A 14612-nucleotide genomic window follows, 5' to 3' on the forward strand; every position below is an offset into this window, starting at 1 on the left:
AACATTTTTTTATAAATACAAAAAGCACATCATTTAACTAAGATGTGCTGAGCGAATTACCCTATTTCTAAGATTATTTTTTTAGGAGTTTATTGATGGTTGTTTGTATTTCCGGATCATCCGGAGTGATAGCATAATATTTAGCAATCTTAGTTTTCTGATCGATAACCAGATAACGCGGAATCCAATTAAGATCAATATAATTATTAAAATTGTTTTTCCATCCCTCAGAAAACCAATAATTTTCTTTTCCTTTCATGTTGAACTTTTCAAGGCTTTTGTCAAATCCTTCTCTGTTGCGATCCAATGAAAAGAATACAAAATGAACCTCAGGATTATTTTTTTCCAGTTCCTCTGCCTTTGGCAATGCAAGGACACAATCACGGCACCATCCGGCCCAAAGATCGAGTACAATAACTTTTCCTTTATGTTTGCTGAACACATCTTTAATAGACATGACATCTCCGTTTTCAGCAGTAATTTTTTGTGCTAATGCTTCTTTTGTGAATAAAGTCTTTAATACTTTAGGGGTTTGCTGAGCAAAGGTTAAACCGGATAGAATTATTCCAAAAAATAGGAGGGCTCTTTTCATGTCTCTTTAAATTGTTATAACAAAGCTATATAAAATATAGGAATTACAGAACAACTATTTTTATTATATAATAAGGTTGTGGTTTTAGAGAATCTGATATTTAGTTACTTCCAATAGCTTTTTCTGCAGGGTTTGTAAAGATTTCTTCTTAAAAATCAGATTTTAATTTGTCTTAAAAATGAATTAGAGCTAACTTTGCATGAATCTAAATTTATAGTAAAATATGTCAACTTACGTTGTAGTAGGCCTTCAGTATGGAGATGAAGGTAAAGGTAAAATTACGGATGTTCTTTCCGCTAAATCAGATTACGTAGTACGTTTTCAAGGTGGAGATAATGCAGGACATACTGTATATGTAGGAGATAACAAATTTGTCCTGCAACTTTTACCATCAGGTGTTTTACAATGCCGTGGAAAATGTTTCCTTGCTAATGGGGTAGTAGTAAATCCTAAATCTTTCCTGAAAGAAATTCAGCAGATTGAAGATAAAGGAATGAAAACAGATCACGTGTTTATTAGCCGCAGAGCACATGTGATTATGCCTTATCATATTCTCTTGGATACTTATAGAGAAGAAGAGCAGGGAGGTACACAGATCGGAACAACCAAAAAAGGTATCGGTCCATGTTACGAAGACAAAATTTCCAGAGTAGGTATCCGTATGGTAGACTTACTAAATCCTGAAATACTAAGAGAAAAGATTGAAAAAAATCTAAAGCTTAAAAATGCTTTGTTCTCCAAATATTTTGATAAGCCGGAAATGGATGTTGAGGAGATTTACAATGAATTTTTAGAATTAGGAGAAAAACTAAAAGACAGAATTGTAGATACTGAGCTTGAAATAAACGAGGCGATTAAAGAAGGTAAAAATATCCTTTTTGAAGGAGCTCAGGCTTTAATGCTTGATATCGACTTCGGAACTTATCCATACGTTACATCATCTTCTCCTTCTACAGGTGGGGTTTGTACAGGCGCTGGTGTTCCGCCAACATCTCTTCAGAACCTTATTGGTGTAGCAAAAGCTTACTGTACAAGAGTAGGAAACGGACCTTTCCCTACAGAGTTAGATGATGAACTGGGAGAAAATATCCGTAAGATCGGAGGTGAATTTGGTGCTGTAACCGGAAGACCAAGAAGAACAGGTTGGTTAGATCTTGTTTCTTTAAAGCATGCTTGTATGATTAACGGTATCAATAACCTTGTAATTACTAAATTAGACGTAATGACAGGTCTTGGTAAATTGAAGATCGCTACGCACTATAAAACTGAAGATGGTAAAATCATTGATTACTTCACTTCTTCTACAACCAAGTTATATAACTATGAGCCTATCTATGAAGAATTAGAAGGTTGGGATGAAGATATTACTACGGTAAGAAGCTATGATGAGCTTCCTGCAACAGCTAAGAAATATATTGAGTTTATCGAAAAATACTTAGGTATTAATGTATACTTAGTTTCTGTAGGACCAGAGCGTTCTCAGAATATTATCAGAAAAGAGCTTTTCTAAGAAAAAAGAAATAGCAGAATTATATAAAAGTTCCGGAAAATATTTTCCGGAACTTTTTTTGTTAAAAAATAATATATATAAGTGTTTGGGAGGTTAATATTATTCTGAATTCAGGGTTGATGAATATGTGTTTTGAGAAAAAAGTTATTATTTGATAAATACTTATCTGATTTTAACAATTTTTTGGAATAAATTTTGATTTGAATGATGTATATGTGTTAATTTTTTTATTTAATCATCAAAACCACAAATCTATGAAGCCATTCCAACATCTGAACCACGAGTTCGCTTTGAATGAAATTGTTTTTGAAAACAGAAACAAATCTTACGGTGCCTACGACCTGAGAAATCGGGCAGGGCAGTATATGAATAGAGCCCTTTTTTCAGGGATTCTTTTCTTTGGTGTAATTACCGGAGGATCTATTCTCTATATGAATTTGAATAATAAAAATGTTATTACTGATATTGGGAAACCTGTTTACATGAAACCTATTGAGGTAGATTTAGATCCTGTAAAGCCAAAAGTTCCTGAACCAGTTCAGCCGCAACAGCATCAAGTAGTGAAGACGATCGATAATCAACTGCCGGAACCTGTGAATAATCCACCGATTGAGAAAATCACAACAAAAACACCTGATGATGCTGTACTTGGGACACATGATATAGAAGGGCCAGTTGCAGTAAATCCAAATATTCCGGCTCCGATTATTAAAACTCCTGGAGAGGGAATTGTACCTGCGCCACCACAACCAAAGATTTTATCAAATGATCCTGCTACTGTTGTTGATGTTGAAGCTGCTTATGTTGGTGGTTTAGATTCTTTCCGTAATAAGATTAAAGAGAACTTTGACGGAACAGTGATGGATGGAACAGAAGGTGTTATCAAGACTATGATAACCTTTATTGTAGAAAGAGATGGTACAATTACCAATATAAAAGCAGATGGTCCTAACAGAGATTTTAATGCAGAGGCTATCCGTACGATAAAATCAGTAAAAGGTAAATGGAACCCTGCTAAATTGGAAGGTCAGAATGTAAGATCTTACTTCAGAATTCCGGTGTCTATGAAATTTGAATAAATTTTACCAGATAAAATTACTATAATTATCCACAAAGAGTTTTTTTTGTGGATAATTTTTTTAAGGTATAAAGCCTTGTTTAACAAATATTTAACAAGATCACGTCTTTTGTGATAGGCGTTAGCATTAAAAAAATTGTATTTTTGAATCTTAAATCTTGAAAATGGGTAAAATAATAGGAGTGGCAAACCAAAAAGGAGGCGTAGGAAAGACAACTACATCCGTTAATTTAGCTTCTGCATTGGGTGTTTTAGAGAAAAAAGTTTTACTAATAGATGCTGATCCACAGGCTAATGCAACTTCGGGCTTAGGAGTTGAAGAAGTATATAATTCTACATATAATGTTTTAGAAAACAGTAAGAATGTACGCGAATGTATACAGAGGACCACTTCTCCTAATCTGGATATTATGCCGTCGCATATTGATTTAGTTGCGGCTGAAATTGAGCTGGTAGATAAAGAAAGACGTGAGTATATGCTGAAAGAAGCATTGAAGGAGATTAAAAATGATTATGATTACATTATTATCGACTGTGCTCCGAGTCTTGGACTTATTACGATCAACGCATTAACTGCTGCGGATTCAGTAATTATTCCTATCCAGTGCGAATATTTTGCTTTGGAAGGTTTAGGTAAATTACTTAATACCATTAAAAATGTTCAGAGAATCCACAATCCGGATCTGGATATTGAAGGTTTATTGCTTACAATGTATGATAGCCGTTTAAGATTGTCTAATCAGGTTGTTGAAGAAGTAAATTCCCATTTCCCGGACATGGTATTCAGTAGTATTATCAACCGGAATGTAAGATTAAGTGAAGCACCAAGTTTTGGTGAGTCTATCATCATGTACGATGCCGAGAGTAAAGGAGCTATACAATATATACAGCTTGCAGAAGAAGTTTTGTTGAAGAACGAGTCAAAAACCAAAAAGAAGAGAGAAACCATTGAAAGATAAGAAAAGAGCCATGGGGCGTGGTTTAGGTGCTATTCTCAGCGCTGAAACCAAAGGCACAGTAAACTCAGCAACGGATGCCGGTGCGGAGCAGTTAGTGGGCAATATAGTAGAGGTGTCTATCGATGATATATATCCCAATTCTAGTCAGCCACGTACTTATTTTGATGAGAAGGCACTTAATGACCTTGCTCAGTCTATTCTGGCTTTAGGTATAATTCAGCCAGTAACACTACGTAAGGACGGAGATAAATTTGAAATTATCTCTGGAGAGCGCCGTTTCCGTGCCAGTAAGATTGCCGGCCTGAAAACAATTCCGGCTTATATAAGATTGGTAAACGATCAGGAGTTATTAGAAATGGCTCTTGTAGAAAATATACAGCGTGAGGATTTAGATGCTATCGAAATTGCACTTACCTATCAAAGGTTAATCGATGAAATAGGTCTTACTCAGGAAAATCTTAGTTCCCGTGTCGGAAAAGAGAGAAGTACCATTACCAACTCATTACGTTTGCTAAAGCTTAGTCCTGAAATTCAGGGAGCTATAAGAAGTAATGAAATCTCAGCTGGTCATGGCCGTGCTTTACTAAGTCTTCAGGACGAAGCACAGCAGGAATTGCTTTATCAGAAAATTGTTAAGGAAAACCTGAATGTTCGCCAGGCAGAAGAGCTTGTAAACAAATTAAAGAACAGTAAACAAAAAACTGTTAAAGCCATAAAAGAATTACCTAACCACTTGAAGAAAGCACAAAAAAGTATTTCCGATGCATTAGACTTGAATGTGGAAATTAAATCTGTTGGAAAAGGTAAAAAAGGTAAAATTATTTTAGATTTTGCTTCAGAAGAAGATCTGGAGAGAATCCTGAAGCTTATAGGGGAATGAGACTTTCGTTCCGTAAATACCAGCCACTAAAAGTGGTTAACGAAAAATAGACGAATGAAAAAATTAATTGTTTTTTTTAGTACGCTTATCGTTGTATTTTGTTTTTCTCAGAAGAAAGTCAGTGATACAATAAAGAGCCCTTCGGTTACAGATACGCTTAGTGCTAAGGAAACACCTGATGATGTTCTGAAAGACATCAATATGGTAAATGCAGCTCCAAAAAAAATAATTGAAATAAGCCCGACAAAAGCAGGATTATATGCTGCAATATTACCGGGATTGGGGCAGGCTTATAATAAAAAATACTGGAAAATTCCTATTGTTTTAGGAGCTATTGGTACCGGAGTAGGAATTGCAATGTGGAATGATAAGCAGTACAGGCGTTATCGGGAAGCCTTTATTGCAGAACTGAACGGTCAGAAGCATGAATTTTCCGGAATTGCAGGAGTGACCAAAGATGTATTGGGGCGTACACAGGATAGAGCCAAGCGGCAGAGAGATTATGCAATTGCTATCACAGCCGGAGTTTATTTGTTGAGTATTATAGATGCGGTGGTAGATGCCCATTTGGCACCAATTAAAAATGATCCTGATTTGGCATTTGCGCCAGTAGTTATTATGGATCCTACAGGTTTTGAACCTTCTAAGCCTGGTATAGGAATACGATACAGATTTTAAAATATTCGAATAAATTATAATGAAACCTTACAGGTAATTTTATCTTAGGATAATTGCCCGTAAGGTTTCATCAGATCAATAAAAAATAAAAGTTATCTAATGAAAATAGCATTAGTAGGTTACGGTAAAATGGGTAAAATCATCGATGAAATAGCCCAGAAAAGAGGTCATGAAGTCGTAACCAGATTAAAAGAAACACCAACAGCTGATAATCTGAATAATCCGGATGTTGTTATTGAATTTTCTAATCCGGAAGCAGCTTATGAAAATATAAAAAACTGTTTGGAACTTGGAATTCCTGTAATATGTGGAACAACAGGTTGGCTTGAAAAAAAGCCTGAAATAGAAAGATTAGCAGTTGAAAAGAATACTGCATTTTTATACGGATCCAACTTTAGTTTAGGGGTGAACCTGTTTTTTGCACTTAATGAAAGGCTGGCAAAAATGATGAGTCCTTTTCCTGAATATGATGTTCAGTTGGAAGAGATTCACCATATTCATAAATTAGATGCTCCAAGTGGTACAGCAATTACACTGGCAGAAGGAGTTATTGGAAATTCAGGTTTTGAATCCTGGAAATTAGAAGAAACGAAAGGTAAAGAATTAGGTATATTTGCTATTCGTGAAAATGAAGTTCCGGGTACACATAGTGTATATTACCGTTCGGAAGTGGATGAAATTGAGATCAAGCATACAGCTTTCAACAGAAATGGCTTTGCTTTAGGTGCAGTAGTTGCTTCAGAATGGATCAAGGATAAAAAAGGTGTTTTCACCATGAATGATGTGTTGGGTTTGTAACATTTACCCCGAAATTATAACTAATCATTTGATAAAATAAAGATTAATCAAATCAGAAACTGATGAATTACGTTCTTACATATTGCTTTTATGTATTAATCCTAAGTGTATTGATGGGGATTTCTACATGGAAGTTGTTTAAAAAAATGGGATATAATCCTGTTTTTGCATTTATACCTTTTTACAACTATTCAATAATACTGAAGGAAACCGAGCATCCTAAATGGTGGGCGGTATTGTCGTATTTACCGATTGTAGGACCTATTATGATGTCCGTTTTTCATTTGTTTTTAATGAAAAAGTTTGGTAAGGTTTCTTTTGTACAAAGAGTTCTTACAGTTGCACTACCTTTTATCTATATGGCGGTAGTTAACTATTCAAAAGATACAGAAATCTATAAAGAATTTTTACTGCAGGGTGAAGAGGAAGCCAAAAAGAAAGATGGTTTCTGGGGATCTGTTGTGTATGCTGTTGTTTTTGCAACTGTTATTCACACGTTTATAACCCAGCCGTTTGGTGTACCTACCGGCTCTATGGAAAGAACAATTCTGGTTGGAGATTTCCTGTTTGTAAATAAACTGAACTATGGTTACCGTTTTCCGATGAGACCTGTAGCAATTCCTTTCTTACAGGGAACTATAGGAGGAAGTGATAATCCTAAAAAAGCAACAAAATCTTATGTAGATGGTGTAAAGCTTCCTTATTTCAGACTTCCGGGTTGGGAAAAGGTAGAAAGAAATGATATCGTTGTATTCAACTATCCTGGGGACTCCGCACACGTCGCAATAGACCGTAAAGACCCTTATGTAAAAAGGGTAGTAGGCGTTCCTGGAGATGTTATCGAGATGAGAAACGGAAGATTATTTGTGAACAATCAGCCTGAAAAAATAATGGGTGATGCTGAAGTACAGCATTCTTATTTAGTATATACATCTTCTGCATTGGATGTAAACCGTCTTTGGAAAGTATATGGCTATTTACCTTTACAGGAAGGAGAGATGCCGACAGGAGGATATGTTTATCAGTTCCAGGGGTTAACAGATAAAACTGCTGCTGAAATAAAGAGTCTTCCGGAAGTAACAAAGATGGAGGAGGTTATCAATCCGAAAGGAGAAGCTGCCATTAGCTATTACAATCAGCAAACCAAAGCTAAAATCGATACAGCTCAGTCTATATTCCCTATTAATAAGCCATGGAATGCAGACCAGTATGGCCCGCTTAAAATTCCTAAAAAAGGTGATGTTGTTGCTGTAAACAAAGATAATTTACCAGAATACCAGTGGATTATCCATAAGTATGAAGGTCATAAACTGGAAAATAAAAATGGTAAAATCTTTATCGATGGTAAAGAATCTAACCAGTATACTATAGAACAAGACTATTACTTTATGATGGGGGACAACAGAGATGCTTCTCTTGATGCCCGTTTCTTTGGATTCGTTCCGGAGCAATACATCGTAGGTAAGCCTATGTTTACATGGTTAAGTGTACAGGGTATTTTTGATGAAGGACCAAAGAAAGTTCGCTGGGATCGTATGTTCAAAGCATCTAATACAGGTGAAATGAACAAAACATCTTACTGGTGGATTGCTGTACTTATATTGGTATTGTTCTTTGGATGGGATTATTTTACTAAAATGTTTAAGAAAAAGAAAGAAGATGAATAATATACTTCTTCCTATATTCTACTTACCACCAGTACAGTGGTTCGCAGAGTATCTGGATGAGAATAATGATGTTGTATTCGAAGAGTGGGAAAACTTTCCTAAACAAACCTACCGGAACCGTACAGAAATTTATGGTGCCAATGGTAAGCTTGCGTTGATTATTCCGACCAGACATACCGGAAACAGATTGTATAAAGAAACGGAGATTTCTTATGCCGAGAGTTGGCAAAAGCTACACTGGAAGTCAATTAAAACGGCTTATCAGAGTTCTCCCTATTTCGAATTTTACGAGCATCAGCTGGAAGATATTTACTCCGTTCAGCCAGAAAGTTTAATGGAATTTAACCTTCGGGCTTTGAATATTATTTTAAAAATACTGAAGACTGATAAAAAGTCTGCATCTACTTCCACGTATGAAAGAGAACCTGAGGCAACTGACTTTAGAGATTCATTTTCAGCAAAGAAGAATACAGACTCAGCTTCGAAAGAATATTATCAGGTATTTTCGGATAAGTTAGGTTATATTCCAAATTTGTCTATTGTGGACTTATTATGCAATCTTGGCCCGGAATCTGCAACATACCTTAAAAATTTTAAATAAAAAGTTATGAGAAAATTCTTTATAAGTGCTGCTTTTCTTACAGCATTTACTTTTGGTTTTTCACAGGAAACCTCCGATAAGCAAAATAAGGATCTGGAAACCTGGTATCATAAAGATTTTGCAACAACCAAAGTTTACGGAGTTAATACTGAAAAAGCTTATAAGTTCTTAGAATCAAAAGGACTAAAACCACAAACTGTAATCGTTGGTGTTTTGGATAGCGGAGTAGAGGTAGACCATCCGGGACTTATAAAGAATATGTGGGTTAATACCAAAGAAATACCGGGTAACGGAATAGATGATGATGGTAACGGTTATGTAGATGATATCCACGGTTGGAACTTCCAGGGAGGTAAAAATGGTGATGTGGATGTGGACACTCAGGAAGTGACCAGAGTAATTCAGAAATACAAGCCTCTTTTTGAAGGAGCTAATTCGACTGCAAATAAAGCCAATCAGGCAAAAATGCCTGCAGAGTTTGATCTGTATATGAAATCGAAAGATATTTATACCGCAAAAAATGGTGAAGCACAGCAATATTATGTGTTTTATACAGAGCTTAAAAACAGAATTCCCGCAATTGTTGGATTATTGGGAGGCAAAGCTTTAACACCAGAAAATGTGAAAGCTATTGTGCCTAAAGATGGTCTTGAAGCTAATTATGTGGGTATTCTGGATAATATGACAAAAGATGGAGATCTGGCTGGTAAAAGTGGTAATGATCTTCAGAAAGTTTTTGCAGAGCAAATAGATGAAGGTATAAAGCATTATAAAACACAGGCAACTAAACAGTTTAATCTGGACTATGACCCGCGTTCTATTGTAGGAGATAACTATAATGATATCAATGAAACAAAATATGGTAATAACCATTACGAAGGACCAGATGCAGAACACGGTACTCACGTTTCAGGGATTATTGCAGGTTTACCAAACGGTAAAGAAGTTCAGTATGGGGTAGCTTCCAGAGTGGCTAAGATTATGACGGTAAGAGCTGTTCCGGATGGTGATGAGCGTGATAAAGATGTGGCAAATGCTATCCGTTATGCTGTAGATAATGGAGCAAAAGTACTAAATATGAGCTTTGGAAAGCCTGTTTCTCCGGGCAAAGACAAAGTTTGGGAAGCATTTAAATATGCACAGGATAAAGGTGTACTTTTAGTAAAAGCAGCGGGTAATGAAAATGAAGACATTAGTGAACATGTAGCTTTTCCTACCAATTTTAAAGATCCGGCAGATGAAAAGCCATTTGTTAATAATGTAATTGTTGTGGGAGCAAGTACAAACGATAGTAGTAAATTGAGAGCATCATTCTCCAATTACAATCAGAAAATGGTAGATATTTTTGCTCCGGGAGAGAAGATATATTCTACAGTACCGGACGGGAAGTATAAATACCTTCAGGGCACCTCTATGGCTTCACCAGTTGTTGCCGGAGCTGCTGCTGTATTATTAGCTTATATGCCAACGCTTACACCTGCCCAGATTATTGAGGCAATTGTAAAAACAGCGAATAAATCTACAGTAGATGCTGGTATTGAAGGTAGTAAGGTAAATAATACCTTCAATTACATGTCCCGATCCGGAGGTGTAATGGATCTTTATAAGGCAGCAGAATATGCCTATAATAACTTTTACACTTCAGGGAAAAAGCTTCCTGTAAAATCCAAAACAAAGGTTAAAAAATAACATGGAAAAAAACATCTTCACACGAAGATGTTTTTTTTTGATTTCGGAATTTTTGGCACAATTTTTTATTACCTTTATATAAATAAACAATTTATGAAAAATCTATTACTTACGGGATTGTTTGGTTCTATGGTAGCCGTTTCCTGTTCAACAGCAAATCAGGCACAGAGTGCACGTAATGACAATTATAGTTTAAAAGGTACCTGGCAGATTACTAATGTAGATTATGATAAAAATTATAAGATCAAACCTTTCGATGAGGGAGTTGATATTAATTGTTTCGTTGGTAGCCAGTGGAAATTGGTTCCGAACAATAATACAGGATCTTATTCTATTTCGGAAGCAGCTTGTCCAGGTGTAAATACTCAGTTTAAGTTTAATGTAACTACTGACAGACAGTTCTCTTTCAAGAAAATTCCAAACGGAACTAAAGCAAAAACTGTAACAGCTGGTTATTTCCTTCAGTTACAAAATCAGTCACCTAACTCATTTGAACTGGTACAGACTGTTGGAGATTCTTCCGCACCGGTAAACGTTGTATACCATTTCCAGAAAATTAACTAATCTACTTTAAAATTAAAAAAAATGAAATATTTAAATAAATCAAGCGTAGCAGCTTTATTCCTGTCAGGAAGTTTATTACTAACTAGCTGTGAGGCTGTACAAAATGCTAATAATACACAGAAAGGTGCAGCTATAGGTACTGCTGGTGGTGCTGTACTAGGAGGTATCTTAGGAAACAACATCGGTCGTGGTGGTAATGGTGCTATAGGTGCTGTGTTAGGTGGTATTCTTGGTGGTGTTGCTGGTGGTGTTATCGGTAACAAAATGGACAAGCAGGCTAGAGAAATCAACCAGGCTTTACCAGGTGCTGAAGTAGAGAGAGTAGGAGAAGGTATTAAAGTTATCCTTAACGAAAATACAATTAACTTCAACTTCGACTCTGCAACACTTACGCCAACAGCTAAAGCGAATTTAGATAAGTTAATTCCTGTCTTCAAAAACAACCCTGATACCAATATCAATGTTTACGGACATACAGATGCTAAAGGTACAGATTCTTATAACATCGGTTTATCTGAAAGAAGAGCAAACTCTGTAATAAGCTATTTCGTTGCAAATGGCCTTTCAAGAGGTCGTTTTGTAGCAAAAGGTATGGGTAAAGCAGAACCTATCGCTACTAATGATACCGATGCAGGAAGAGCTCAGAACAGAAGAGTAGAGTTTGCAATTACTGCAAATGAGAAAATGATTCAAGACGCTAAACAAGGTAGATAATTAATCTTTTTTAGCTTTGAGATAAAAAAACCACTGCCCAGGCAGTGGTTTTTCTTTATCATTATAATCGTTACTTTTGCATCAGTATAATATAAATGAAGAAGTATTTAAAACTTTTACGAGTTGAGCAGTGGGTGAAGAATTTATTTGTGTTCTTGCCTGTTTTTTTTTCCGGAAAAATAATGGACACGGATCTTTTTTTTAAGAGCTGTATTGCCTTTACTGTATTCTCTCTTACAGCAAGCTGTATCTATATTCTAAATGATTATATGGATATAGAACTCGATAAACAACATCCTGAAAAACGAAACAGACCATTGGCCAGCGGTGCTATAGGAAAGAAAACAGCTATTGGTATATTTGTTTTATTGATCGTACTGGCAATAGGTTTTACTTTCTGTTTGCAAAATCAGGGACTGGAAATACAGGACTTTGCTACAGTTATTATTTCTTATTTTGTTATTAATATTCTCTATACCTTTAAATTAAAGCATGTTGCTATTGTAGATATTTGTATTATTGCTACAGGTTTTGTACTCAGAGTTTTAGCAGGTGGTTATATTACCGGGATTGTGGTTTCACAGTGGGCAATACTACTTACTTTTATTCTGGCATTAGTATTGGCGATAGGAAAAAGAAGAGGCGAGCTTATCAATGCTCAGATTAATGGTAAAACCAGAAAAGCTCTGGATGGTTATAATGTTCAGTTTGCCGATATTGCTTTATCTATTAGTTGTGCATTGGCGATTGTATGTTATCTGATGTTTACACTCTCACCGGAGGTACAGCAGAAATTTCACCCAAGGGTTTTTTATACTGTAATTTTTGTAGTTTTTGCTTTTTTACGCTATTTGCAACAGACTTTGGTGTATAATAAAACAGAATCTCCAACAAAGATTATTTATAAAGACCATTATATACAGGCTACAATGATATTATGGCTTATAGCATTTTTATTACAGATTTATTTCAAAAAATAAAATACATCATTAAAACACCTCGCAAATGAAAAAATTGTACTGTTTTGATTTTGACGGAACGATAACGACTAAAGATACAATGTTTTTATTCCTTAGGTTTTATAACCCGGGACGTTATTATTTTCAGTTTATGAGACATGTTCCGTTGTTTGTAATGATGAAGCTGAAACTGGCGAATACAGAGAGGGTGAAAAAAAGCTTCATTACTTCTATATTAAAAGATGAGAAGCAAAAAAAGCTGGAGGAATTAGCTCAGAATTTTTTTAAAGAATATAAAAACAGCATTATGAGAGAAAATGCTTTAGACTTCTTTAAGAACATAGATAAGAATGCAACGGCCTATCTGGTAACGGCCTCTCTGGATATTTGGGTGAAACCATTTGCCGAACATTTTAATTTTGGATATATTTCTACAGAAGCTAAATTTGTAAATGGTAAATTTGCAAGAGAGTTTGCAACCAGAAATTGCAACGGACCGGAAAAAGTAATCCGGATTAAAAGAACAATAGATTTAACAAGGTTCGACAAGACCATTGCCTTCGGAGATACCTCCGGAGACAAGCCAATGCTGGAGTGGGCAGATGAAGGGTATTTCAAATTTTTTCACTAATTTTAATATTTGAATACAAGGCACTCGAAGGGGAATATTAATGAATGTTTTTATGTTTCTCCTTGCTATAGTATATAATGATAATGTAAAAACATAATAACAACGAGAGATCTAAAATGGATAGAGTTTATCTTGATAATGCAGCGACAACACCCCTTTTGGAAGAGGTAATTGATGCAATGGTGGATGTGATGAAAACACAGTATGGGAATCCATCTTCCACATATAGTATAGGGCAGGAAGCAAAAGCTTTAATTGAGGAGAACAGACGTAAAGTTGCGGCTTACCTTAATGTAACACCTGCTGAGATTATTTTTACTTCTTGTGGTACTGAGTCTAATAATATGATTATAAGATCAAGTGTGGATAATCTGGGAGTACAGCGCATTATTACTTCTCCTATGGAGCATAAATGTGTTGCGGAAGCATGCCTTGAAATGAAGAAAATGAGAGGGGTAGAGGTAGTTTATCTCCGCCCGGACAGTAAAGGTGACTTTGACCTTGCGAAGCTCGAAAGCCTTCTTCAGAATTCTGAAAAGAAAACATTGGTATCTCTGATGCATGCTAATAACGAAATCGGAAACTTGCTGGATATAGAGAAAGTTGCTGCACTATGCAAGCAATATGATGCTTTATACCATTCAGATACGGTACAGACTGTTGCACATATGCCTTTAGATTTCTCTAAAATTATGGTTGACTTTGCCTCATGCAGTGCTCATAAATTTCATGGTCCTAAAGGAGCCGGATTTGCTTTTGTAAGAAAATCATCCGGACTTAAAGGTATTATTGTAGGCGGATCTCAGGAAAGAAGTCTTCGTGCCGGTACAGAAAACGTAACGGGTATTGTAGGGCTTGGTAAAGCTTTGGATATTGCGGTAGAGCATATGGATGAATATGCTAGCCATATGGAGGATATTAAGGCTTATACAATAGAAAAATTAACAGAAAAAATACCAGGAGTATTATTCAACGGACATAGTGCAGAAAGAGGCACGAGTCTTTACACTCTATTAAGCGTGCTTTTACCATTTAAGAACCCGCTTATAGGCTTACAGTTGGATATGAAAGGAATTGCAGTATCTCAGGGTAGTGCATGCAGTTCCGGGGCAGCTAAGCCTTCTATGGTAATGATGTCGATACTTACAGACGAGCAGATGGATAACTGTACTCCGCTTCGTCTTTCCTTTAGTCATATGACCTCAAAAGCAGATATAGATGCTTTAGCTAAAGCGCTGGAAGAGATTAAGGAGGGTACTATCGAAAAAATGAATGTTTGATATAGACATTCA

Annotated in this window: 15 protein-coding genes; 14 read left to right on the top strand and 1 reads right to left on the bottom strand. The window is 35.9% G+C overall.

Annotation, left to right across the window (positions count from 1 at the left end; genetic code table 11):
• Nucleotides 1–73: 73 nt before the first annotated feature.
• On the bottom strand, nt 74–592 hold the full coding sequence (locus tag BAZ10_RS17190; protein ID WP_078773081.1) for a TlpA family protein disulfide reductase: 519 nt from the start codon (nt 590–592) through the stop codon (nt 74–76).
• A 223-nt stretch (nt 593–815) separates the two neighbouring features.
• On the opposite strand from BAZ10_RS17190, the gene BAZ10_RS17195 reads away from it, so the two are divergent.
• The 14 genes from BAZ10_RS17195 to BAZ10_RS17260 all read left to right on the top strand — a co-directional run bounded on the left by BAZ10_RS17195 (nt 816) and on the right by BAZ10_RS17260 (nt 14600).
• On the top strand, nt 816–2102 hold the full coding sequence (locus BAZ10_RS17195; protein ID WP_059324519.1) for an adenylosuccinate synthase: 1287 nt from the start codon (nt 816–818) through the stop codon (nt 2100–2102).
• 254 nt (nt 2103–2356) lie between these two features.
• Nucleotides 2357–3181: an energy transducer TonB gene (locus BAZ10_RS17200; RefSeq protein ID WP_078773082.1), complete on the top strand. Its 825-nt coding sequence runs from the start codon at nt 2357–2359 to the stop codon at nt 3179–3181.
• Between the two features lie 163 nt (nt 3182–3344).
• Complete coding sequence (locus tag BAZ10_RS17205) at nt 3345–4139, top strand: ParA family protein (protein WP_034869047.1); 795 nt, start codon at nt 3345–3347, stop codon at nt 4137–4139.
• Nucleotides 4129–5019 carry a ParB/RepB/Spo0J family partition protein gene (locus tag BAZ10_RS17210; protein WP_078404769.1) on the top strand — a complete coding sequence of 297 codons (891 nt, stop codon included), beginning with the start codon at nt 4129–4131 and terminating at the stop codon, nt 5017–5019. The genes BAZ10_RS17205 and BAZ10_RS17210 overlap by 11 nt, the downstream gene beginning before the upstream one ends.
• Nucleotides 5020–5073: 54 nt before the next feature.
• The gene (locus tag BAZ10_RS17215) at nt 5074–5697 is read left to right on the top strand and encodes a DUF5683 domain-containing protein (protein WP_078773083.1); all 624 of its coding nucleotides are present in this window, start codon (nt 5074–5076) and stop codon (nt 5695–5697) included.
• 99 nt (nt 5698–5796) lie between these two features.
• On the top strand, nt 5797–6495 hold the full coding sequence (gene dapB / locus BAZ10_RS17220) for a 4-hydroxy-tetrahydrodipicolinate reductase (RefSeq protein WP_078773084.1): 699 nt from the start codon (nt 5797–5799) through the stop codon (nt 6493–6495).
• A 62-nt stretch (nt 6496–6557) separates the two neighbouring features.
• Nucleotides 6558–8162, top strand: coding sequence for a signal peptidase I (gene lepB, locus BAZ10_RS17225; protein ID WP_078773085.1), 1605 nt, complete (start codon nt 6558–6560; stop codon nt 8160–8162).
• Entirely contained in the window at nt 8155–8763 is a 609-nt protein-coding gene (locus BAZ10_RS17230) for a WbqC family protein (RefSeq protein WP_078773086.1), read from the top strand. Before lepB ends, BAZ10_RS17230 begins: the two co-directional genes overlap by 8 nt.
• A gap of 6 nt (nt 8764–8769) precedes the next feature.
• Complete coding sequence (locus BAZ10_RS17235; RefSeq protein ID WP_078773087.1) at nt 8770–10452, top strand: S8 family serine peptidase; 1683 nt, start codon at nt 8770–8772, stop codon at nt 10450–10452.
• 93 nt (nt 10453–10545) lie between these two features.
• Nucleotides 10546–11016, top strand: coding sequence for a lipocalin family protein (locus BAZ10_RS17240; protein WP_024564999.1), 471 nt, complete (start codon nt 10546–10548; stop codon nt 11014–11016).
• 21 nt (nt 11017–11037) lie between these two features.
• Nucleotides 11038–11730: an OmpA family protein gene (locus tag BAZ10_RS17245; protein ID WP_078773088.1), complete on the top strand. Its 693-nt coding sequence runs from the start codon at nt 11038–11040 to the stop codon at nt 11728–11730.
• A 95-nt stretch (nt 11731–11825) separates the two neighbouring features.
• Nucleotides 11826–12710: a decaprenyl-phosphate phosphoribosyltransferase gene (locus BAZ10_RS17250; RefSeq protein WP_078773089.1), complete on the top strand. Its 885-nt coding sequence runs from the start codon at nt 11826–11828 to the stop codon at nt 12708–12710.
• 25 nt (nt 12711–12735) lie between these two features.
• Nucleotides 12736–13320, top strand: coding sequence for an HAD-IB family hydrolase (locus tag BAZ10_RS17255; RefSeq protein ID WP_078773090.1), 585 nt, complete (start codon nt 12736–12738; stop codon nt 13318–13320).
• Between the two features lie 116 nt (nt 13321–13436).
• The gene (locus BAZ10_RS17260; protein WP_078773091.1) at nt 13437–14600 is read left to right on the top strand and encodes a cysteine desulfurase family protein; all 1164 of its coding nucleotides are present in this window, start codon (nt 13437–13439) and stop codon (nt 14598–14600) included.
• Nucleotides 14601–14612: the final 12 nt, after the last annotated feature.

This window comes from Elizabethkingia occulta, assembly GCF_002023715.1.
Lineage (GTDB): Bacteria > Bacteroidota > Bacteroidia > Flavobacteriales > Weeksellaceae > Elizabethkingia > Elizabethkingia occulta.

Excerpts from the sequence above, each read along its gene's own strand:
- BAZ10_RS17190 (WP_078773081.1), bottom strand. The coding sequence starts at position 592 with ATGAAAAGAGCCCTCCTATTTTTTGGAATAATTCTATCCGGTTTAACC.
- BAZ10_RS17195 (WP_059324519.1), top strand. The coding sequence starts at position 816 with ATGTCAACTTACGTTGTAGTAGGCCTTCAGTATGGAGATGAAGGTAAA.
- BAZ10_RS17200 (WP_078773082.1), top strand. The coding sequence starts at position 2,357 with ATGAAGCCATTCCAACATCTGAACCACGAGTTCGCTTTGAATGAAATT.
- BAZ10_RS17205 (WP_034869047.1), top strand. The coding sequence starts at position 3,345 with ATGGGTAAAATAATAGGAGTGGCAAACCAAAAAGGAGGCGTAGGAAAG.
- BAZ10_RS17215 (WP_078773083.1), top strand. The coding sequence starts at position 5,074 with ATGAAAAAATTAATTGTTTTTTTTAGTACGCTTATCGTTGTATTTTGT.
- dapB (WP_078773084.1), top strand. The coding sequence starts at position 5,797 with ATGAAAATAGCATTAGTAGGTTACGGTAAAATGGGTAAAATCATCGAT.
- lepB (WP_078773085.1), top strand. The coding sequence starts at position 6,558 with ATGAATTACGTTCTTACATATTGCTTTTATGTATTAATCCTAAGTGTA.
- BAZ10_RS17230 (WP_078773086.1), top strand. The coding sequence starts at position 8,155 with ATGAATAATATACTTCTTCCTATATTCTACTTACCACCAGTACAGTGG.
- BAZ10_RS17235 (WP_078773087.1), top strand. The coding sequence starts at position 8,770 with ATGAGAAAATTCTTTATAAGTGCTGCTTTTCTTACAGCATTTACTTTT.
- BAZ10_RS17240 (WP_024564999.1), top strand. The coding sequence starts at position 10,546 with ATGAAAAATCTATTACTTACGGGATTGTTTGGTTCTATGGTAGCCGTT.
- BAZ10_RS17245 (WP_078773088.1), top strand. The coding sequence starts at position 11,038 with ATGAAATATTTAAATAAATCAAGCGTAGCAGCTTTATTCCTGTCAGGA.
- BAZ10_RS17250 (WP_078773089.1), top strand. The coding sequence starts at position 11,826 with ATGAAGAAGTATTTAAAACTTTTACGAGTTGAGCAGTGGGTGAAGAAT.
- BAZ10_RS17255 (WP_078773090.1), top strand. The coding sequence starts at position 12,736 with ATGAAAAAATTGTACTGTTTTGATTTTGACGGAACGATAACGACTAAA.
- BAZ10_RS17260 (WP_078773091.1), top strand. The coding sequence starts at position 13,437 with ATGGATAGAGTTTATCTTGATAATGCAGCGACAACACCCCTTTTGGAA.